Here is a 20459-nt window from a genome sequence, read left to right on the forward strand (position 1 = left end):
GGTGGTGGTGGTCATCGTTCTCCGGTCTTCGTCGATCTCGTCACGACCCGGCCCGTGGCCGAGCCGATGGTGGATGAGGGGGCGGCGGTGGATGAAGGGGCAGGACACGATCTCCTCGGCCGCAGGGTGGACTTCCCAGCGGTCGGCATGGACGTCGGCATCGGTCTTCGCGTGGAAGGCCATCAGCTGCCAGCTGTCCTAGCCGGAGTCCGTGAATCTTCTCTGGCATACGTAGACGTCCCCGTCGTCCAGGGCCAGGATCGAACTCTCCGTGGTGCCGTCAGGAATGGTCATGGGCCCACTGTCGCCGCCGGAGCGCGCCGGTGGATTGGACAAATGTTCCTCTAGCTGCGGCTTAGGGACATCTTCGGGAGCGGAGTGCCCTGTCGGCCTGGCGTTCCAGAGCGCCGGCAGGTTTGCGGAGCACGTGGTGTTCGCGGACGCGCTGCAGTGCGGCGAACAGCGCGTCGATCACCTCGCGGGCTCGGCCGGCGACGGCGGCCAGGATGGGGTGCCCGGCCTGGAAGATGCCGGGCGGCCTTCATTCGGTCGCTGCTGGTGCGCAGGGTCGGCGGCGTGCCGGCGACCTCGGCGGCTGGGAGCTGCGTCATATGGCAGGACATCGCCGACCTCGTCCCCCACCTGAGCTGGAGACCGTCTACTGGGACGCCGGTACCGCCCGGCTGCTGCCCCGCCTGCTCAAAGGCCGCACCCGCGGCCCGGTCTTCCTCACCCACCGCCGCCCCGGCCCCGGCCCCGGCAAGGTCGTCAGCCCCCGCGACCTGTGCCCCGACACCGGCCTGGCCCGCCTGTCCTACGGCCAGGCCCGCGCCCTGTTGGACCAGCACACCGCGCTCAACGGCCCCGGCACGGGCTGGGACCTGCACGAATTCCGCCATTCGGCGCTGACCCATCTGGGCGAGGCGGGCGCGAGCCTGCTGATGCTGATGGCCAGATCCCGGCACAAGAAACCGGAGAACCTGCGCCGCTACTTTCAGCCCCTCACCGCAGGCCATCGCCGAGATCACCAGCCCGCTCGCCCCCAGGACCAGCGGCTGACCTGCCCCGGCTCACTCAACCAAGATCGCGATTGTGTGTTCGGGGCTTACCCTGGCCGCACCCGGTGGCCCCCCAGGGGCACTTCAAAATGAACCCACGGGCTTCACGTTCTGGTTCGCCGGAACCGGTGGTGAGGTGCAGCCAGGCTCTACCGCAGAGGGATCGTCTCGGCCGCGCGGTAGCAGACCGGGACACCGCCTCCCCCAGGCTCTCCACGCCCAACTCCAGGTCCGACCTGGCCAGCGTCGCCTCGATCGTGCCCGCGGCCGGCTCATCGGCCAGCGCCAAGATGACCGCGTTGCTCGCCGCGAACGCCTCCACCGCGGCCACGCACTGATCGACCTTCGCGGCCTCGACCGCGGTCAGGTCCTGAGTCTGCCAGCGCTCGCCGGTCTCGACCCACAGCCACATGTCGTCGCGCTGAACCCCGGACACCTGCTTGATCCGCTCGACCGTGTGGTCGTCCAGCAGATGCGGAGAGCGCCGCCGCCGGTTCCAGGAAATTTGCCTGACCTGCACTGATGCGGCGCTGTTCCGGTTGTTGATCACTTCCGCTACGGTTCGTACGGTCCTACGCGAACGTCGTAGAGGCCGGTGATGAGGGCGTCCTCCAGGATCCCGCGGCGGCAGAGGCGGCACGGCGCGCGCGCAGGCCGCCGGCCAGGCACAGCACGACACCGATCGTGAGCCAGGTGACCAGGACGATGACCGGGTGGGTGGCGCCGTGGCCGTCGAAGAAGGCAGTGGAGCGCAGCAACTGGCCACCCGCCCCAGGCGGCAGCAGCCGGCCGATGATGCCGGACCAGCCAGGCAGCATTTCAGGTGCGGTCGCGGCACCTGAAAGGGGATTGCCGATGAGCATCATGGCGACGGCGCCGAGACCGAAGCCAACGAACCCGAGCAGTGACTCCAGCCCGAGGATGCTCAGAGAGGTGGCCGCGATGGTCAGGGTGACCGCGCCGGTGTTGACCCAGTACACGCCGTTGAGCGAGCCGAGCCAGAACTGCAGGATCGCCGCCACGGCCAGGCCACCGGTGATCGCGAAGGCGAGCGCTCCGGTGACCCGGCGGGCGGTGCCACGGACCAGTCTGGTCAGCAGCAGCGCGGTGAGCAGGCCACCCATGGCCAGGGGAAGGGCTCCGGCGGCCAGGCCGGCGCCGCGCGGGTCGTCGGCCGGCAAGGCGACGAGGTCGCGGACGACGACCGCCGTACGGGTGCCCTGCGCCTGCGCCGGGCTGAGCGCGGTCGCGATGCTCTGCAGGGTCTGGGCGACCGCTGTGCCGGCGGCGGAGGCCATGATGACCTGCGGGGTGCCGGAGCTCACGTCGATCGCCCCGTACACCTCCCGGTCGCGGATCAACCGTTCGGCGGCCGCGGCGTCGGCGACCTCGGTGATCTCGAAGCCGCCCGGCAGACGTTGGCGGAGAGCGGCGCTGACCTGCTCGACCGCGGCGGCCGGCCCGGCGACGGCGATCGGCACATCATGTACCGACGAGCGCACCGACGGCCAGGCGAAGGCGGTGAGCAGCACGGAGATGCCCACCGTGAGCAGGACGACCGCCCTGACCACCGTTGACCAGGGTGACGGTGATGTGTCGGCTGCCAGCGGGGCCTGAACGGCCATGTCCACTCCTCGAATACAACGTTTGCGTGATTGACGTGGTGACGGGTGGGCCGGTACGCACGTGCGCCGATGAGCGGATGCCTTCGCTCGGGATGCTGCGCACTGTCGCGATGCCGTGATCAGGGCACGGCGGCTGACGGATCACTTCAGGGTGAGTGGGGTCTCCGAGGCGATGCGGGTCAGCTTCCGCGGGTTGCGGACGTAGTAGAGGCCGGTGATGCGGGCGTCCTCGACACCCACCGCCATGACGCCGTCGATCTCGTCGTCCACACGGAGGAGGAGTGCCGGGTTGCCGTTGACCACGGTGGACTCGCTGGTGAGCGCGAGTTGGGCCTTGCCGAGGCCGTCGACGATCATGCGGGCCACCTTGTCGGCGCCGACGATCGGCCGCAGCGCGGCCTGCTTGACGCCGCCGCCGTCGCTCATGAGAACGACCTCAGGGGCGAGTACATCGAGGAGGCCCTGCAGGTCCCTGGTTTCCAGCGCGCGCTGGAAAGACTCCAGAGCCGCCCGGGTCTCGGCCGGGGAGACCGTCTCGCGCGGGCGGCGGGCATCGACGTGCTTGCGGGCCCGGTGCGCGATCTGGCGTACGGTCGCCGGGGTCTTGCCGACGGCTTCCGCGATCTCCTCGTAGTCCACGTCGAAGACCTCGCGCAGCACGAAGACGGCGCGCTCGGTCGGCGACAGCGTCTCCAGGACGAGCATCAGCGCCATCGACACGCTCTCGGCGAGCTCGACGTCCTCGGCCACGTCCGGCGCGGTGAGCAGCGGCTCGGGCAGCCACGGGCCGACGTACGCCTCCTTACGGCGCTTCATCGTGCGCAGCCGGTCCAGCGAGCGCCGGGTGGCGATCCGCACCAGGTAGGCGCGCTGGTCGAGCACCTGCTCCAGGTCGATCTTCATCCACCGCAGCCAGGTCTCCTGCAGGGCGTCCTCAGCGTCGGCGGCCGAGCCGAGCATCTCGTAGGCGACCGTGAACAGCAGGTTGCGGTGGGCGAGGAATGCCTCTGTCGCCTGGTCCATCCGCCCGCCACCAGCCATCGGCTCGGCTGTGCCCATCGTTGCATCCCTGCGCTCGTTCATACCTGGCTCCTGCCTCTGCACCCGCACATCGTGGTCCATGCACAAGGCGCCGACGCCCACCGCTGTGTGACACCCGTGATCGGTGACACACGTCACATGACCGCACTGTCACAAATCTCGGGGCGCCGACGCCGCATGGTCGTCAGGACGCCGCGCGAACGATACGCGCGGCACACAACTCCCCGAGCGATCACCTTGGCCCCGTTGCGTGGAGACCGCCGCGCAACCGCCACCGCAGAAAGAACGGAAAGACATGATGAGCAAGGTCTGGTTCGTCACTGGTTCGTCGCGCGGCCTGGGCCGCAACTTCGTCGAGGCCGCCCTGTCCCGCGGTGACAAGGTAGCCGCTACCGCCCGAACCGCCGCAAGCTTCGACGAGCTGGTCGCCGTCTACGGCGAGGCGGTGCTTCCGCTGGAGCTGGATGTGACCGACAAGACCGCCGTCTTCGAGAGTGTGAAGCGGGCGAGGGAGCACTTCGGCCGGCTCGACGTCATCGTGAACAACGCCGGCTACGCCCAGGTCGGCACGGTCGAGGAGCTGACCGAGCAGGACCTGCGCGACCAGCTGGAGACCAACCTGTTCGGCGCGCTGTGGGTGATCCAGGCCGCGCTGCCCCACCTGCGCGAGCAGCGCTCGGGGCACATCATCCAACTGTCCTCGGCGGCCGGGCTCATCGCCATGCCGCTCAGCGGCGCCTACAGCGCCTCCAAGTGGGCGCTGGAGGCCCTGAACGAATCCCTCGCCCAGGAGGTCGCCGACTTCGGCATCAAGGTGACCGTCATCGAGCCCGGCGGCTTCGCCACCAGGTCCGGCAAGAACCCCGACCCCCTCGACAACGGCCACTTGTCCGAGCCCAACCCGATCTACGACAACCTTCGCCGGCGCATCGCCGCGTTCGCGGGCAAGCAGCCCGCAGGCGACCCGGCCGCCGCGGCCCAGGCACTCCTCAAGCTGGTCGACTCCGACACCCCGCCCCTGCGGGTGCTCTTCGGGCAGGGCTTCTACCCGATGCTCCAGCAGGTCTACGCCGACCGGCTCAAGACCTGGGCCGACTGGCAGGACCTTTCGGCGGAGGCTCACGGCAACCCCGATCAAGAAAATCGGTGACCCAGGGCCGGACCAACTCACCGAGAGCAAGCGAACCGACAGGAGCAGCACATGAAGCACCGCATCGTCGTCCTCGGCGCCGGCTACGCCGGGGCCTACGTGGCCGGGAACCTGGCCCGCCGGCTGTCCCCGAAGGACACCGAGATCACCGTGGTCAACGCCGTGCCGGACTTCGTCCAGCGCATGCGGCTGCACCAGCTCGCGGCCGGCCGGGACATCGAGGCTCCGAAGCTCGCCGACGTCTTCGCGGGCACGGGGATACGGCTGCGCCTGGCCCGGGTCACCGCCATCGACCCCGCGCGCCAGGTCGTCACCGACACCGACGGCGAGATCGGGTACGACACCCTTGTCCACGCGCTCGGCAGCCACGGCGCCGATCACGGCGTACCCGGCGTGGCCGAACACGCCTTCGACGTCGCCTCCCGGCCCGCGGCGCTCCGCCTGCGCGAGCGCCTGGCCGGCCTGGACCGGCGGGGCGGAGGCGGGAGCGTGGTGGTCGTCGGCGACGGGCTGACCGGCATCGAGGCCGCCACCGAGATCGCCGAATCCCGGCGCGGCCTGTCGCTGACGCTGGTCGCCCGCGGCGAGCTGGGCGCCCGCCTGTCCGCCGGAGCCCGCGGCCACCTGCGCCAGGCCTGCGACCGGCTGGGCATCACCGTCCTGGAGCACACCAGCGTCGAAGCCGTCGAAGCGACGCGGGTACTGTGCGCCGACGGCACCGCCCTGGCCTCCGACGCGACCGTGTGGACGGCCGGGTTCGCGGTCGGCCCCATCGCCGCCGCCAGCGGGCTGCAGGTCACCGAGAACTGCCAGATCGTCGTCGACCGCACCATGCGCTCGGTCACGCATCCGAACGTCTACGCCATCGGCGACAGCGCCTACGCCATCGGCGACAACGGCCGGCCGCTGCCGATGTCCTGCGCCTCGGCCGGCTACACCGGCAGGCAGGCCATCGAGGCGATCGTGGGACGGCTGACCGGCCGCGAGATCGCGCACACCAAGCTGGTCTACACCTACAACCACATCAGCCTCGGGCGGCGGGACGGGATCCTGCAGACGATCGACGACGAAGGGCGGGCCAAGCCGACGTACCAGGGCGGCCGGAAGGCCGCGCGGGTCAAGGCGGGCATCCTCAAGATGTCGCTGTGGGCCAACTCGCACCCGACCTTCGGCGTGCCCAAGCGCAAGCACCGCCTGGCCGCCGCGCCGGACGCGACCGCCATGAAGGCGATCGCGTAGCCGCCCAGGGTGGTCCGCGTGGACAACACCGCCACTGATCGCTTCGACACCAGCCGGTAGGCCCGTGAGGCGAGGCCCGAACCGCCGGCCTCACCGGCCTGCCGGGGTCGGATGCCCATGCCGGTCACGGTGAACCGCCGCCGGCCGCTTGCATCACACCTCGGCAGTGTCCCAGGAATCGGGTCGGCACCGCCGTACAGCCGCAGGTACCACCATGTCAGGAGAGAACATGACCTCAGTATTGATCACCGGAGCGAACAAAGGCCTGGGCTACGAGACGGCGCGTAGGCTCGGGGAGCTGGGCTGGAGGGTCTTCCTCGGCTCACGCGACGAGGGCCGGGGAAGGGCCGCCGCGCAGAAGCTGGCCGCCGACGGCGCACACGTCATCATGGTTCCCCTGGACGTGACCTCGGAAGAGTCGGTGGCCGGGGCTTTGCGGCTGGTCCGGGAGCACACCGACCGGATGGACGTGCTGGTCAACAACGCCGGCACGCCGGGCGGCGGTGTCAACCCGGCGGACGCGACGGCCAAAGACATCCACGCCGTTTACGACACCAATGTGTACGGGCCGGTCCGGGTCACGCACGCGTTCCTGCCGCTGTTGCAGGCGGCCGACAACCCGCGGGTGGTGATGGTCACCGGCGCCGGGGGGTCCATTGCGTTCGTGACCGACCCCGGGCAAGCCGTCTCGACGATGTACGAACTCGCCTACACCTCGTCGAAGGCGGCACTGAACATGATCACCGTCCGATACGCCCAGGCGCTGCCGGCCGTCAAGTTCAACGCCGTGACCCCCGGCGAGGTCGCCACCGGCAGGTTTCCCGCCACCGACATGAACCGCGCGGGCGTGCTGACGGTCACCGAGGGCAGTGATCCGATCATCGAGCTCGCGACGCTCGCCCCTGACGGGCCGACCGGGACCTTCATCGATCGCCTCGGCCCCATCGCCTGGTAGAACATCGGTCTATTCACAGGGGTGAGGTCGAGCCGGGCGAGCCGGTCGGGGGCGGACAGGATGTCGACTGCGTGGTTGTCGGCGCGTGTCCGCATTCCGCTGTCCATGTCGGTGTCATGAACTACGGTCCTACACATGAGTGATCATCGAGTCTTGCGTACCTTCCTCGACCCGGAGGGCGGCGCCGTCCACGCCCTCGCCCCCCTTGTCCTGGACGGCGCTCCGGCGGTGCTCGGCCAACACGACGGCGCCCTGTGGACCTGCGACCTGACCACGGGTGAACGCGTCGCACGCCCTGTCGATCTCGACAGCGCCGCGCCCGAGGACCCGGTCCCCGACGCCGAGGGGACCATCTGGGACCGGGACGCCGAGGACGAGGAACTCGAAGACGAGAAGGGCGAGGCGGATGCGTACGAGGTCGTCTCCCGGTTGACTGTGGCGACCCTCGACGGCCGCCCGGTGATCGTGACCGGCGGCGGCCGGTTCGACCTGACCTCTCTGCTCGGTGAGGACTACATGGGCGGCGCGGTCCGCTGCTGGGACTTGGCCACGGGTGAGAAGATCGGCAGGACCATGACCGGGCACGGCCTCGGCGTCACCGCCCTGGCCATCCTCCCCTCCGAGCGCGGACCGCTGGTGCTCAGCAGCAGCGAGGAGGGCGTGCTGCTCGTCTCGGCGCTCGCGTCCGGCGAGCGCGTCACGGAGATCCGGGGCAGCTACGACGGCGCGATGGCCGCCGCCGTGGTGGATGGCCGCCCGCTTGCCATCACCGGCGGTCACGACCCCCACGTCGAGGTCTGGGACGCGCTCACCGGGGAGCCCGTGGGCGGACCCAGGCAGATCGGCGACTACGTCTCCGCCATCGCGGTGACCGAGTTGGCCGACCGGGCAGTCATTCTCACCGGCGGCGACGACAACACGCTGCGGATCTGGGACCTGACCACCGGCCGGCCGGTCGGGGTGCCGCTGTCCGGGCATGCCGACGCCATCCAGGAGATCACCCTGACCCGGCTCGGCGGGCGTCCGGTTGCCGTCAGCAAGGCCAGGGAGGAGCCGCCCCGGATCTGGGACCTCGCCCGTGCCGAGCAGCTCGGCGGCACGCTGACCGTCCCTGATGAGCAAGCTCCGACGGCCGTGACCGCCACCGAGATCAACGGCGAGCCCGTCGTCGTGACCGGTCACGACGACGGCACCATCCGAGTCTGGAGCATCTCCGCGGCGTGACCGGCGACCGACGGGACACTCCCGAAATGGTCGCCGGGGAGACCGAAGCCGACTCACGTACGCCCATGCCGACCACTGGACGCCACGTTGCCTTCGATCACAGCGACCCGAGCGGGACCCTCATGCTGTGATTCTCGCCGCCCGGTAGCGCCACAATCCGGTCCGATCCTCCTCGGAGGCCGTTCCAGCTCGGCGTGGTCGTGGCCGGAGGCTGGAGTCCGCGTTGTCGGCCGTCTCACCGACGTGAGGCAGGTGGTGACCCCGTGTTCGCCGTCCTCTCGCGCCGAAGTGAGCAGGAGATCATCCAGGACGCGAGTGCGTAGGATCGTCCGCGTGGATCTGGACGACACCGCCGCCCGGCTCGGGGTATCCGTCGGGGACGTCGATCGCGTGCACCGGCTCGCCGGTGACGGGCCGTCCGCTCCGCTGCCCGCCAAGGCCGACGCGCCGGCGATGCTCGACCGGCTCGGGGTGCGGCCGGACGACGCCGCCGAGATCATGGCGGGCTGGCCCGACCCCGGCTCTCCCCTGTGGACTCCGGAGCTGTGCTGGCTGCTCGACCGCTCGATCGCCCTGGTCCGCGCCGATCTCGGGGGCCACGGCTGGCTGTCGCCCGGTCCGGAGCTGCCGCGCGAACGGGGCCCCGCCTGGCGGCATCTCTACGTGTACGCGTACCTGGCCCTGGTCGGCGTCGTCACGGGGTACCACCGCGACCACGGCATCGCCGATGCCGCGTCGTGGATGACCCTCGCGGACCTGGGCCGCAACCTCGCGATCGACCGGCGGATGCACCGCGAGGGCTGGCCGGTCATGCAGAGCTGGCTGACGCTGCACGCGCGCGGCGGCGTCTACGAGCTGGGCCGGCTGCAGCACCAGCGCGGCGACACCGCCATCGATCTGCACATCCCCGAGTCGGGGCCGATGACACCGGAGGCGGTCGAGGCGTCGCTCGACGAGGCCCGCGCGTTCTTCCCGCGCCACTTTCCCGACGAGCACTACACGGCGTTCTCCTGCGGCTCGTGGCTGCTCGACCCGCAGCTGCTGGAGTACCTGCCCGAGGACTCCAACATCGTCCGGTTCCAGCGGAGGTTCGAGCTGGAGCCGTACGAGGAGCCGGAAGGGCTGGACGCCGACGTCGAGGTGCTGCGGTTCGTGTTCCGCAGCCTGACCACACCGCTCGACCAGCTGCCGCGCCGCACCGTGCTCCAGCGCGCGATCGTCGACCATTTGAAGGCCGGCCGCCACTGGCACTGGCGCCGCGGCCGCTTCCCGATCCAGCCGGGCCGAGGCATCCGCAGCTCCGCCTCATGAGCAATGAGACGTGCGCACGCCTTGCCCACGTCGGCCCTGCCGGCGGCCGAGCGACCTTCGGCAGGGCTGTCCCGCGTCCGGGCTGCCGAGGCTCTCCGCGATCTGGCGCCGTCACCCGGATGTGGTTTGCACAGCGATCTCTTTGGCGGGGTCCGGGCCGGCTTGCGGGCGCGCGCTGCGCAGTGCGGCCTCGACGCGGCGATTGCTGGTCATGGTCGCGGTGACGGCGGTCATGGTGAGGAGGAGGCCGGCGGCGGCGTAGAGCGGGGTGCGCAGGTCGTAGGTGGTGGCCAGCCAGCCGCCGAGGAAGGCGCCGAACGGGGCGGCGCACATGGCGAGCATGCGGGAGGTGGAGGCGACGCGGCCCATCAGGTGCGCCGGGACGATGGCCTGCCGGAGAGAGGGGCCGAGCACCATTGTGGCGCCCATGCCCGCCCCGCAGACGGCGAGCGCGAGCCCGGCCACGTACGGGTTCGGGGCAAAGGCGAGCCCCAGGATGGCGAGGCCCTCGATTGCGGCGGTGCAGGTCAGTGCGGTGCCGGTGCCCAGGCGCCGGCCGAGGACGGAGGCGATGCCCGCGCCGAGCAGGCCGCCGGTGGCCTCGGCGGTGAGGAGCAGACCGAAGCCGAAGGCGCCGACGCCGAGACGTTCGCGGGCGAACAGGGCCAGGACGGTCTCCACGGCGAGGAAGGCGACGTTCCCGACCGCCGGACGGAGCGCGAGCCCGAGCAGCAGCCGGTCCTGGAAGACGTAGGAGGCCCCGGCCCGCGCCTGCCGGAGCAGCGACTCGCGGGCGCTTGCGGCCGGCCGCGGCATGGCGGGCAGCGACCGGACGAGCAGTGCGGACAGCGCGAACGACACCGCGTCGGCGAGCAGTGGAACCGAACGTCCGAGCGAGAGCAGCGCACTGCCCGCAGGTGGCCCGGCGAAGCCGGACGCCGCGGTCTGGGCGCCGCGCAGGCGAGCGTTGGCGCGTTCCAGCTGGGCGGGGTCGCGGCCGAGCAGATCCGGCAGGTAGGCCGTGGCGGCCGTGTCGAAGAACAGCCCGCCGAGGGCGAGCAGGAACGCGAGGGCCGCCAGCAGCGGGATGCTCAGCACGTCGAGCGCCGCCGCAGCAGCGGGTATGGCGAGCAGCACCGCACGCGCGGCGTCCGTGACCCACATCGTGCGGCGGCGGTCCCAGCGGTCCACCAGCGCGCCGCCGAGCACCCCGAACAGCAGCCAGGGCAGCGTCCCTGCGGCCGTGACGATGGCCAGCGCCATCGGATCCCGGGTCAACGTCAATGCCAGCAGCGGCAGCGCGGCATGCGTCACGCCGTCACCGAGCGAGGACACCGTCTGCGCGGTCCACAGTCGCCCGAAACCAGCCGGCAGCTTCATCGGATTTCGGGTCATTTGGCGTCCTCCTCGACCTGCTGGCGCGGCGCCGGCCGGAACAGCGCGAAGACCAGCGACACGTCTGGAAGCGATGGATCAGACAGCGCCCGGTACTCATCCGCCAGAGCCTGCAGGCGCGCCCCCAGCTCCGTGAACTGCTCCTCGGTGAGTCGCAGATGTGCCATTCGTACGTGCCGCTCACCATCCACCGGCGACGCCTCCAGGTCCGCCACCGCATTCCGCAGCAGCACGTCCGGCTGCCCCGGCCCTGGATCCGGCAGCTCGATCGACCGCGCGGCCATCGCGTAGTACCGCTCGGTGACCCCTCTCACTTTCCGCGTCCGCACCACCTTCACCAGGCCGGCCCGCTCCAGCAGCCGCACGTGATAGCTGGAACTCCCCTTCGCAAGGCCCACCCGCTGGGCGATCTGCGTGATCGTCGCCGGTTCGAAGCGGAGCACGGCCATGATCCGGTGACGCGTGAGATTGGAGACGGCACGTAGTTGCTCGTCAGTGGTGACGTGAAACGTCTCGGGGAGATCATCGGCAGGCATGCGGACAATGGTCAACGATTCTTGACCATTGTGCAAGGGGTGTAGGCCTAGCAATATGGCGCTGATCCAACGGAACGCTGAGCACGTGGACCACCGGGCGCGCTCGGCGTACCTGTGAGGTCGTCACTGCAGCGTTCAGCGTCGCCTTTCGCCGCCGTATCAAGTGCGCTCTTCAAACGCGGGCGTTATTGCAGTTGGTCGCGGCGGCGGTTCTCGACCGCCTGGCGACCGCACTGGGCACCTCGATCGCTCGGCTCCTGGACGAACCGGTGCGTCCGGACGTCGTGGTTCTGGCCGGTGACCGGCAGCAGGTGGTACGGGACCCCGCCGGGTGGGAGCGGCGGATCCTTTCCCCGGTCCTGCCGGACATCGACTTCGAGTTCATGCGCACCACCCTGGCCCCGGGCGTCGACGCAGGAGAGTTCTCCCCGCACGCGCCGGGATCGCACGAGTACGTGGCAGTGGAACAAGGGTGTCTGCGCCTGACCATCGACGGTGTGACCCACCGGCTTGAGGCCGGGGACGCGGCCTATTTCCCCGGCAACCGCCGGCACGCCTTCGCCAACGACTGTGCCGGTGCGTGCGTGTACTACCTGGCCATGGCACTGGCCCCGGCAGTCGACTCCCGGATCCACCGCGTGTCGGGAGGACACGATGCATGACTTGCGGAGAGCGGCCCAGTCGGCGGCGGACCTCGCAGCCGATCACCTGGCGGGTGTGGCCGAGGGGCCGGTGTGGCGGCCGGTGTCCGAGGCGGACCGCACGTGGCTCACCCGGCAGCCACTGCCCGCCGACGGCCGCCCGCTGGCGGACCTGCTGGACGAGGTGCGCGACCGGATCCTGCCGTATCCCATGGGCAACGGGCATCCCAGGTTCTTCGGCTGGGTCAACTCCCCGCCGTCTCCCGCCGGCGTCCTGGTGGCCTCCCTGGCCGCGGCCATGAACCCCAGCTGCGCGGGCGGAGACCACGCCGGCGTTCTGCTGGAGCGCACCGCCGTGCGGTGGCTGGCGGAGCTGGTGGGATTTCCCCACTCCCCGGGGGCGGGGCTGCTGACCAGCGGAGCCTCCATGGCCACCGTCGTGGCACTGGCGACCGCCCGCCACCAGGCGTTCCGCGACCAGGGCCACGACGTGCGCGAGACGGGCCTGTACGGGCTCCGCCCGATGGCGCTCTACATGTCCGCCGAGGCGCACAGCTGCCTGCGCAAGGCGGCAGAACTTCTCGGTCTGGGCATCCGGTACCTCCGAACCGTCCCGGTCGACTCCGCTTTCCGCATGGACACCGGCGAGCTGCGCCGTATGATCGCGGCCGACCAGCGAGCCGGGGTGCAGCCGTTCTTCGTCGCCGCCAGCGCGGGAACGGTCAACACCGGAGCCGTCGACCCCCTGGATGACATCGCCGCGATCGCCCGCGAGCACGGACTGTGGTTCCACATCGACGGCGCCTACGGCGCGCTCGGCATCCTCGCCGACGACGCCCCTGGCTATGCCGGATTGGAACGGGCGGACTCGTTGGCTCTGGACCCGCACAAGTGGCTCGGCGTCCCCATTGATGCCGGCTGCATCCTCTTCCGTGAATCGGCCGGCCCGCGCGACGCCTTCAGCCTGATTCCCCCCTACCTGCACGACGAGGACGCCGGGGAGCTGGGCTGGTTCTCCGAGTACGGCACCGAACAGACCCGCCCGTTCCGCGCGCTGCGCGTGTGGGCCACGATCGCCCACCTCGGCCGCGACGGCATCGTTCACCTGGTACAGCACACCACCAGGCTCGCGCGCGCGCTCGCCGAGCTGATCGAAGCTTCCGACGACTTCGAGCTGCTCGCCCCGGCGGTCACTTCCGTCACCGCGTTCCGCCACCGCCCTCCGGACCTGGACACGGACCACGCGGAAGCACTGAACGAGGCGATCCCGGCCGCCGTGCAGCGCCGTGGGCACGCCTTCCTCACCGGCACGCGGATCTCGGGTGCCGCGGCTCTGCGCGCCTGTGTCCTGCACCCAGGCACCACGAACGACGACTTGACCGTCCTGCTCGACGAAATCCGAGCCGCGGCACGGGAGGTCACCACATGAGTCATCAATACCTGGTCTTCGACCTCGACGGCGTGCTGTTCCACGTCGACCACGCCCATCGCCTGCAACGCCTGGCCGCAGCCGCGAAACAACTGGGCGCCCACCCGGACCGCCCTCCACTTCCAGAGCAGAGAGACCCTCGAACAAACCCTGCGCCTCCCAATCCGAAGACGCCACGGCACCAGGCGTGCACGCACGTTGATCTATCGACCGATTGACAAGCGAGATCGGCACGGCCGTACGGACCGGTGGCCTCGTGGGATACGCTCGCGTCTCCGCCAAAGGACAGTTCCGCGAGGGCGACCCGCTCATCGTCCCGTTGCCGGACCGGCTCGGCCGCTCCGTCAGACCTCATCGCGATCGTGCCTTGGTTCCAGGCAGCGCTGGATCAAGTGCGCTCTTCTAACGCGGGCGTTATTGCAGTTGGTCGCGGCGGCGGGTGAGGTAGGCGGTCTCGCCGGTGTTGCCGGCCAGCTCGATGGCCCGGTCGTAGGCCGCGCGTGACTCCTGACTCTGGCCCAGCCGGCGCAGCAGGTCGGCGCGGGTGGCGTGGTAGGCGTGATAGCCGGCCAACGCCTCGGCGAGGCGGTCAACGATGGCCAGTGCCACCTCCGGCCCGTCGAGCTCGGCCACGGCGATGGCTCGGTTGAGGGCGATGATCGGCGAGGGGTCGAGGCGGACGAGCTGGTCGTAGAGGGCGAGGACCTGCGACCAGTCGGTGTCGCGGATGTCGCGGGCGGAGGTGTGCACCGCGTTGATCGCGGCGAGGATCTGGTAGCGACCCGGGGCCACCCCGGCAGCGGCAGCGGCCAGGCGCTCGCGCACCAGCCGATGACCTTCGGCGACCAGTTCCCCGTCCCAGGCGCCGCGGTCCTGCTCGTCGAGCGCGACCAGTTCGCCGTTCGCCGAGACCCGGGCGGGGCGGCGGGCCTCGATGAGCAGCATCAGCGCCAGCAGGCCGGCCACTTCTCCGTCCTGCGGCAGGAGCGCGCGGATCAGGCGGGTGAGCCGGATCGCCTCGGTGGTCAGGTCGTGTCGTACGGGATCGGTGTCGGGGCCGGTGGCCAGGTAGCCCTCGTTGAAGACGAGGAACAGGACGGCCAGGACTCCGGAGACACGAGCCGGCAGGTCGTCGGCGGACGGCATCCGATAGGGGATGCGCGCCGCCTTGATCTTGGCTTTCGCGCGGGTGATCCGCTGCTCCATGGTGGTCCCCCGCACGAGGAAGGCACGGGCGATCTCGGGCACGGTCAGACCGCCGACCATGCGCAGCGTCAACGCCACGCGCGCTTCCACCGCCAGCGCCGGGTGACAGCAGATGAAGATCAGCCGGAGCCGGTCGTCGTCGATGGCGCCCAGCGGCCCGGGTGGGGCATTGTCGTGCAGCATCTGAGCCTCCTTGTGCTTGTCGTCGCGTTTGTTCTCGCGCCGAATCCGGTCGATGGCCTTGCGGTTGGCGGTGGTGGTCAGCCACGCGCCCGGGTTGGGTGGCAGGCCGTTGGCCCGCCACCGCTCGACGGCGGTCGCGAACGCCTCGGCCGCTGCCTCCTCGGCGATGTCGAGGTCACCGAAGCGCCTGGTCAGGGCGGCCACCACCCGCGCCCACTCGTCGTGGTGGGCCCGAGTGACCGCCTCTTCGACGTCGCTCACAGGAACGGCCGCACCTCGATCTTCCGATCGCAGACCTTCGACGCCTCGGCGGCGAGCTTGAGCGCCACATCCAGATCGGGGGCCTCCCACACCCAGACGCCGGCGAGGTACTCCTTCGACTCCACGAATGGCCCGTCGCTGAACACCACCTGCTCGCCTCGGTTGTCGATGACCGTGGCCGCGTCGGTGTCCGCGAGTCCGCCCGCGAAAACCCAGTAGCCCTCGGCGATCAGTCGTTCGTTGAACGCGCTGATGGCAGGTTGCCTGTCCGTGCTGCCGGGATTGCTCTTGTCGTCGATCACGGATACCAGGTACCGCATCTGAAGATCATCTCCTGTGGTGTCAAGACAGCGTGGTTCGGTGGTAGGGGCCTCAGGCCCTTGCATACCGCGGGCACCCGGCCGGCCGGTAGTCCTGGATCGTCACGCCCTTCGAATCGACCCGCGACTCGGCCAGGTCGAGCGCGAGATCCGGACCGGTCTCCGGGAACAGTCTCGCGCCCTGGCCGAGGATCACCGGGATCATGATCAGAATCATCTCGTCGGCCAGATCGTTCTCCAGCAGCCACGGGTCAGGGCGCCGCTGCCGTGCACCTGCAGCTCACCCCCGGGCTCGGCCTTCAGCTCACCGATGGCCGCCGCGAGGACCAACCGCCGCGATCGAATCCGTTCCTGCGGTCCTCCCCCAACGCACCGCCGTCTCCCTGCATCACTCCATCGATGGTGATCTGAGTCACGGTCGTCAGCTTCATGATCGCGATTCCTTGCCTCGGCGCCACCCCCTTGCGGGCGGCCTCACCCCTGCTACGAACACCACCGCCCCGATCCGACACCTCCTCCCGGACTTCTTCGAGAAACTTTCGGGGGACCCCCGGGATACCGGAGAAATCCTGCCATGTGCTCAGGTAGTGCCTGGTAGAGGGCGCTAGAGACCGTTAGAGAGCCCGTGTGGCGTGGGTGTGGGGGGTGTCGGTGAGGATGCGCTGGGTTACGCCCCGTTGGCCGGCGCCTACATCGTCGCTTCCGCTTTTACGGGACTACCGTCACAGGTCCAGGACAACCCCTTCGGCTCCAGCGGGTTTGGCGCAGCAGATGAGGATGTTGCCGTCGGCGGGGGGTTCGACGGGGTCGGGAGAGTAGGCGACGGTGCCGGATATGAGGGCGAGTTCGCAGGTGTGGCAGACGCCGGTGCGGCAGGACCACTGGACGGGGACGTCGCAGGCTTCGGCGAGTTCGAGCAGGGAGTCCTGGGCGTCGTTCCAGGGGACGTTGAGGCCGCTGCGGGCGAAGGAAACCTCCGGTCCGGTGCCGGCCGGTCCTGCGGGCTGGTGCGGTGCGGCGACGGTCGCCGAACCCTTGATCCCGGGGGTGATGGCGGAGCCGGCGCCGAAGACCTCGGTGTGGATGCGGAGGGAGTCGAGACCGGCGTCGGCGAGCGCGGCGGTGAGGCTGTCCATGAAGGCGGCGGGTCCGCACACGTAGGCATCGGCGTCGGTCGGCAGGCCAAGCCCCGGGACGCACTCGGCCGACAGGCGGCCGGCCTGTGCGTAGTCGATGCCCAGGCGGTCGGCCGATGCTGGGCGGCTGTAGTAGACGATCGACCGTGCGTCGGGGAGGGCGGCGATCAGGTCGCGGCTTTCCCGGGCGAAGGGATGCTCGGTGCCGTCGCGGGCTCCGTGCAGCCACCACACCTGGCGGGTGGAGCGGTCACGGGCGAGGGCGTGCAGCATGGCCAGTACGGGGGTGACGCCGACTCCGGCCGACAGCAGCACCACCGGGTTGTCACCGTCGGCCAGGCAGAAGGTGCCGCGAGGCGCTGCGGCCTCCAAGCGGTCGCCGACGCGGATGTGGGCGCGCAGTTCTTTGCCGGCCGCGCCGTGCGGTTCGACCTTGACGCTGATGCGGTACGTGCCGGTGCCCGGCTCGCCGGACAGGGAGTAACTGCGGATCAAGGGTGGCACGCCGCCCGCGGGCTGGACCTTGACGGTGAGGAACTGGCCCGGCAGCGCTGCCGACAGTGCCGAGCCGTCTGCGGCGGCCAGGTCCAGGGAGAACACGCTGCGGCTCTCGGCCTGGATATGCGTGACGGTCAGCGGGCGGAAGCCTGGCCAGGCAGGCGGCGGGGCGGTGGCCGCGGCGGTCAGCCCGGCGCTGCCCGAGGAAGCGCCACCATCGCCGTCGGCCTGGTTCAGCAGGATCCGCATGGAGCCCTGCCAGCCGGGGCTGAGCGCGGGGATCCGCAGCGCCCGTTCGACCTGTTCGCGGGTGTGTCCGGGCAGGTAGAGCACGCGGTCGATCTCCTCGACGGTCATCGCCTCGGGGCCGGTGGAGACCTTGACGATCTTCTGCCCGGCCTCGACCTCGCCTTCCTCGATGACGCGGAGGTAGAAGCCAGGGCGGTGGTGGGCCACGAGCAGTGCCGCCATCTGTGGCTCGCCCATGCGCAGGCCCACCCGGTAGCAGGTCACCCGGGGTTGGGTGACCTCGAACAGGGCGTTCCCGATGCGATAGCGGTCCCCGATGCAGACCTCATTCTCGGGCAACCCGTCCACGGTGAAGTTCTCGCCGAACTGCCCGGGGGTGAGGTCGTCGCGGCCCAGCTTCTTCTCCCAGAAGCGGTAGGAGTCGGTCTGGTAGACCAGCACGGCACGCTGCTCACCGCCGTGCCCGCTCAGATCTCCCTGTCCGTCCCCGTCGATGTTCAGCCGTCGCACCATCCGGGGCCCGGCAACGGTCTGCTTGTAGACGCCGGTGTGTACGGTCTTTCCGTGCCAGGGGACGTCTTTCGGCATCCCGACATTCACTGCTGTCAACGTGGCCACCATGCCACCTCTCTTGCGGCGCCTCCCAGGCCGCTGCGCCTGGGAAGCACGTCGCATCGGGTTCTGGGACCCTGACTGCCGTGCCGATTGCCGGAGATCGGCGGGAGGTGCGCGGGTCTCGACACGCTTCAGGTCAGGACGCGTCCGAGGAACCCGTGGATGTATCCGCTGATGGCGTCCAGGTGCGTCTCCAAGGCGAAGTGTCCGGCAGGCAGTAGGTGGACTTCCGCCTCCGGCAGGCCACGGGCGAACGCCCGCGCGCCGTCCGGCCCGAAGATCTCGTCGCGTTCGCCCCATACCGCGAGCAGGGGCACCTGGCTGGTGCGGAAGTACTCCTGCAGCTTCGGGTACCCCTCGATGTTCGTCGGGTAGTCGCGGAACAGCGCCAACTGGATCTCGTCGTTGCCTGGAGTCGGGGGCGCCGTTCTCGTACTGCCAACGGGTCGTACTCGGGCTGAATTTGGCCCGCGCGCCCGGCTCCGTGTCGCGGCCTGGATCGGTGGCGTACGCGAATGGGTCTCGTCCCAAAGGGCTTGGCGAATCCTTCCATGTAGGCGTTGCCGCTCTGCGAGATGATCGCGCTGACGTCGAAGGACGGGTTGAGTGCAGGGCGCCGGCCGATCGGTGCTCCGTAGTCGTGCACGTACATGGCGAAGCGGTTGATGCCCAGCTGGTCGAGCAGCCCGGCGGTGATGGCGGCGAGGTTGTCGAAGGTGTAGTCGAATGCGTCCACCTCGGGCATGGCGGAGTGGCCGTATCCGATGTGGTCGGTGGCAATGACGTGATAGTCGTCGGCCAGCGCGGGAACGAGATGACGGAACATGTGCGAACTGCTCGGGAACCCGTGCAGCAGCAGCACGACAGGCGCCTCGCTGGGACCGGCCTCACGATAGAAGACCTCTTGCCCCTTGACGGTTGCTGTCTTGTGTCGCGTGGGAAGCATTCCGACCTCCGGGCGCCAGTAGGCGCGCGATAGCGTCAAATGCGTCCGCATTCGAGGTGGTTGATCGAGACCAGGCTCAGGGCGGACGCCGCGGAGGCTCGGGAACATTCTTCCCTCAGTGGCGTGAGGCCTCGCGGTGGATGGCGCCAGGTGCCACGCGGCTCACACTAGGGCTGACCTGCGGCGAGGGCAATGTCGCATCAATGGGATTACGCGATTTGAGCAGTCCTTGACCCGACGGCGGGTGATGCTCAATGTGAGGGCGTCTTCCTTGTCCTTGTCGGACGGCAAGCTGCATCGGCGGGTGGTCTCCAGGCGGGCGTGGCCAAGGATCTCGGCGATGATGCCGCCTGCAGCGCGGGCGGTCGCCGTGCATCACCACGCCGGAGCACCGTTGCGCCACATCGGACACCGGTCTTGATCTCTTGGACAGAGACCGCCGCGAGCCCGTAGCCGTCGTGAGCGTCCGCCAGTGCAAGGGCCTGTCCGCTTGTGGCCACTCGGCCATTCCGCGGTGGACGGGCGGGGATCCAGCACGGATGCTGGGGGACAGTACTGTCATGATCATCGGCCGACTGGGAGAGCCGTATGAAGACCCGTACCTGGACTCGCCGTGCTGCCGCTTCGGCCGCCGGCCTGGTCGCCGTGCTGGCGCTGGGCATCGCTCCTGCGCATGCGGACACCGTGATCCGCAAGCCGCAAAATCCATCACCGCAAGGGGTCACGGTGCTGGCCGATGGCGAATCGGGTGCCAAGCGCCCGGTGTGAGGCGCGGCGGTCCATCGTCCTCCTGTCCGGAAGGACGGGGGGACGTTCCGTCCCCGGTCGAGTACGAGGTACTCAGGCCATGCCGGCCCCACGCCCGCACGCTGGGTCACATGAAGACACACATTCTTCGCACGGCAGTCGTCATCGCTCCTCTCCTCGCCTTCGGCGCGACCACCGCCACCCCGGCATCCGCCGAGGCTACTACGGCTGAGCCCCCACTTCGCGGTGCGGCACGGCGATGACCGAGTGCTTGGGGGCGGCGAGCATCTTGCTGACCAGCCAGACCATGGCATCGACGTAAGGAGTCGACGCGCCCTCCCACGAGGTGACGTCCAGCATCCACGCCCGGACGCCGGCAGGCGGGGCGACCTTCCCACCTCCCGGATCGGCCCGTGAGGAGGCTGGGTGCAAGAACCAGCGGTTAGTCCCAGCGAGTTCGGCCGACCCGTCGTCATCGCCGCCGGCGTCAACGTCTCCGTCGGCGTCGTCCACAAGACCCTGACCGCCGCCCAAACGGAACAGCGACCGTAGACACCCACCGCCACGCCGGTGACCCATTCAGCTACCCGACGTTACTTGGGGTGCCGGTAAGAACCGTGTCATGAGCCCCAAACGGCGTTGATCTTGTTGTGATTTGGCTGGTCGATGCTGGGCGGCTATGACGCACCCCCCG

General features: G+C 69.8%; 21 protein-coding genes and 2 pseudogenes. 9 read left to right on the forward strand and 14 right to left on the reverse strand.

The genetic code is table 11. The features are described from left to right. Window positions 1–183 (reverse strand): annotated as a pseudogene (locus tag AB0H64_RS44090) (hypothetical protein); the annotation flags it as partial. A 428-nt stretch (window positions 184–611) separates the two neighbouring features. Here AB0H64_RS44090 and AB0H64_RS44095 point away from each other — a divergent pair. Beyond that, window positions 612–1151, forward strand: a complete 540-nt coding sequence (locus AB0H64_RS44095) for a hypothetical protein (RefSeq protein WP_357637700.1) — start codon at window positions 612–614, stop codon at window positions 1149–1151. Here AB0H64_RS44095 and AB0H64_RS44100 read toward each other — a convergent pair. The 3 genes from AB0H64_RS44100 to AB0H64_RS44110 form a co-directional block, all read right to left on the reverse strand. After that, window positions 1075–1608 (reverse strand): hypothetical protein, encoded by a 534-nt coding sequence (locus tag AB0H64_RS44100; RefSeq protein WP_357637703.1) that lies wholly within the window; start codon window positions 1606–1608, stop codon window positions 1075–1077. The two genes, AB0H64_RS44095 and AB0H64_RS44100, sit on opposite strands and share 77 nt — an antisense overlap. 22 nt (window positions 1609–1630) lie before the next feature. After that, a complete protein-coding gene (locus AB0H64_RS44105) occupies window positions 1631–2683 on the reverse strand; it encodes a hypothetical protein (RefSeq protein ID WP_357637704.1) in 1053 nt (350 codons plus the stop codon). Window positions 2684–2824: 141 nt separating this feature from the next. Continuing rightward, the gene (locus AB0H64_RS44110) at window positions 2825–3742 is read right to left on the reverse strand and encodes an RNA polymerase sigma-70 factor (protein WP_357637707.1); all 918 of its coding nucleotides are present in this window, start codon (window positions 3740–3742) and stop codon (window positions 2825–2827) included. 277 nt (window positions 3743–4019) lie between these two features. Between AB0H64_RS44110 and AB0H64_RS44115 the strand changes: the two genes are divergently transcribed. From AB0H64_RS44115 to AB0H64_RS44135, 5 genes are all read left to right on the forward strand, one after another. Then, window positions 4020–4874 (forward strand): SDR family NAD(P)-dependent oxidoreductase, encoded by an 855-nt coding sequence (locus AB0H64_RS44115; protein ID WP_357637710.1) that lies wholly within the window; start codon window positions 4020–4022, stop codon window positions 4872–4874. 51 nt (window positions 4875–4925) lie between these two features. Continuing rightward, on the forward strand, window positions 4926–6113 hold the full coding sequence (locus AB0H64_RS44120; RefSeq protein WP_357637713.1) for an FAD-dependent oxidoreductase: 1188 nt from the start codon (window positions 4926–4928) through the stop codon (window positions 6111–6113). Window positions 6114–6342: 229 nt separating this feature from the next. Further along, window positions 6343–7068 carry an SDR family NAD(P)-dependent oxidoreductase gene (locus tag AB0H64_RS44125; protein ID WP_357637716.1) on the forward strand — a complete coding sequence of 242 codons (726 nt, stop codon included), beginning with the start codon at window positions 6343–6345 and terminating at the stop codon, window positions 7066–7068. Window positions 7069–7203: 135 nt separating this feature from the next. Next, complete coding sequence (locus AB0H64_RS44130; RefSeq protein WP_357637719.1) at window positions 7204–8292, forward strand: hypothetical protein; 1089 nt, start codon at window positions 7204–7206, stop codon at window positions 8290–8292. 333 nt (window positions 8293–8625) lie between these two features. Beyond that, window positions 8626–9603, forward strand: coding sequence for an acyltransferase domain-containing protein (locus AB0H64_RS44135; RefSeq protein ID WP_357637722.1), 978 nt, complete (start codon window positions 8626–8628; stop codon window positions 9601–9603). A gap of 111 nt (window positions 9604–9714) precedes the next feature. On the opposite strand, the gene AB0H64_RS44140 is transcribed toward AB0H64_RS44135, so the two are convergent. Together AB0H64_RS44140 and AB0H64_RS44145 are read right to left on the reverse strand one after the other, a co-directional pair. Continuing rightward, on the reverse strand, window positions 9715–10998 hold the full coding sequence (locus AB0H64_RS44140; protein WP_357637724.1) for an MFS transporter: 1284 nt from the start codon (window positions 10996–10998) through the stop codon (window positions 9715–9717). Next, window positions 10995–11534 (reverse strand): helix-turn-helix domain-containing protein, encoded by a 540-nt coding sequence (locus AB0H64_RS44145; protein WP_357637727.1) that lies wholly within the window; start codon window positions 11532–11534, stop codon window positions 10995–10997. The genes AB0H64_RS44140 and AB0H64_RS44145 overlap by 4 nt, the downstream gene beginning before the upstream one ends. A gap of 194 nt (window positions 11535–11728) precedes the next feature. On the opposite strand from AB0H64_RS44145, the gene AB0H64_RS44150 reads away from it, so the two are divergent. Both AB0H64_RS44150 and AB0H64_RS44155 read left to right on the forward strand, forming a co-directional pair. Beyond that, the gene (locus AB0H64_RS44150; RefSeq protein ID WP_357637730.1) at window positions 11729–12196 is read left to right on the forward strand and encodes a cupin domain-containing protein; all 468 of its coding nucleotides are present in this window, start codon (window positions 11729–11731) and stop codon (window positions 12194–12196) included. Beyond that, a complete protein-coding gene (locus AB0H64_RS44155; protein ID WP_357637732.1) occupies window positions 12189–13604 on the forward strand; it encodes an aminotransferase class V-fold PLP-dependent enzyme in 1416 nt (471 codons plus the stop codon). The genes AB0H64_RS44150 and AB0H64_RS44155 overlap by 8 nt, the downstream gene beginning before the upstream one ends. A 414-nt stretch (window positions 13605–14018) precedes the next feature. Here AB0H64_RS44155 and AB0H64_RS44160 read toward each other — a convergent pair whose 3' ends face one another. The 7 genes and pseudogenes from AB0H64_RS44160 to AB0H64_RS44190 form a co-directional block, all read right to left on the reverse strand. Beyond that, entirely contained in the window at window positions 14019–15254 is a 1236-nt protein-coding gene (locus tag AB0H64_RS44160) for a DUF6596 domain-containing protein (RefSeq protein WP_357637734.1), read from the reverse strand. Continuing rightward, window positions 15251–15574, reverse strand: a complete 324-nt coding sequence (locus AB0H64_RS44165; protein WP_357637737.1) for a YciI family protein — start codon at window positions 15572–15574, stop codon at window positions 15251–15253. The genes AB0H64_RS44160 and AB0H64_RS44165 overlap by 4 nt, the downstream gene beginning before the upstream one ends. Before the next feature lie 52 nt (window positions 15575–15626). Continuing rightward, window positions 15627–15779, reverse strand: coding sequence for a hypothetical protein (locus AB0H64_RS44170; RefSeq protein WP_357637740.1), 153 nt, complete (start codon window positions 15777–15779; stop codon window positions 15627–15629). A gap of 94 nt (window positions 15780–15873) precedes the next feature. After that, window positions 15874–16005 (reverse strand): hypothetical protein, encoded by a 132-nt coding sequence (locus AB0H64_RS44175; protein ID WP_357637743.1) that lies wholly within the window; start codon window positions 16003–16005, stop codon window positions 15874–15876. A gap of 291 nt (window positions 16006–16296) precedes the next feature. Continuing rightward, entirely contained in the window at window positions 16297–18045 is a 1749-nt protein-coding gene (locus AB0H64_RS44180; protein ID WP_357637746.1) for an MOSC and FAD-binding oxidoreductase domain-containing protein, read from the reverse strand. Between the two features lie 158 nt (window positions 18046–18203). Further along, on the reverse strand, window positions 18204–18389 hold the full coding sequence (locus AB0H64_RS44185; protein ID WP_357637754.1) for an alpha/beta fold hydrolase: 186 nt from the start codon (window positions 18387–18389) through the stop codon (window positions 18204–18206). A 50-nt stretch (window positions 18390–18439) separates the two neighbouring features. Beyond that, window positions 18440–19126, reverse strand: a pseudogene (locus tag AB0H64_RS44190) (alpha/beta fold hydrolase); the annotation flags it as partial. 480 nt (window positions 19127–19606) lie between these two features. Between AB0H64_RS44190 and AB0H64_RS44195 the strand changes: the two are divergent. Further along, a complete protein-coding gene (locus tag AB0H64_RS44195) occupies window positions 19607–19786 on the forward strand; it encodes a hypothetical protein (RefSeq protein WP_357637748.1) in 180 nt (59 codons plus the stop codon). A 201-nt stretch (window positions 19787–19987) separates the two neighbouring features. Here the strand turns inward: AB0H64_RS44195 and AB0H64_RS44200 are convergent, their stop codons facing one another. Next, entirely contained in the window at window positions 19988–20197 is a 210-nt protein-coding gene (locus AB0H64_RS44200) for a hypothetical protein (protein ID WP_357637751.1), read from the reverse strand. Window positions 20198–20459: the final 262 nt, after the last annotated feature.

It is taken from the genome of Nonomuraea sp. NPDC050733, from assembly GCF_040654215.1.
Lineage (GTDB): Bacteria > Actinomycetota > Actinomycetes > Streptosporangiales > Streptosporangiaceae > Nonomuraea.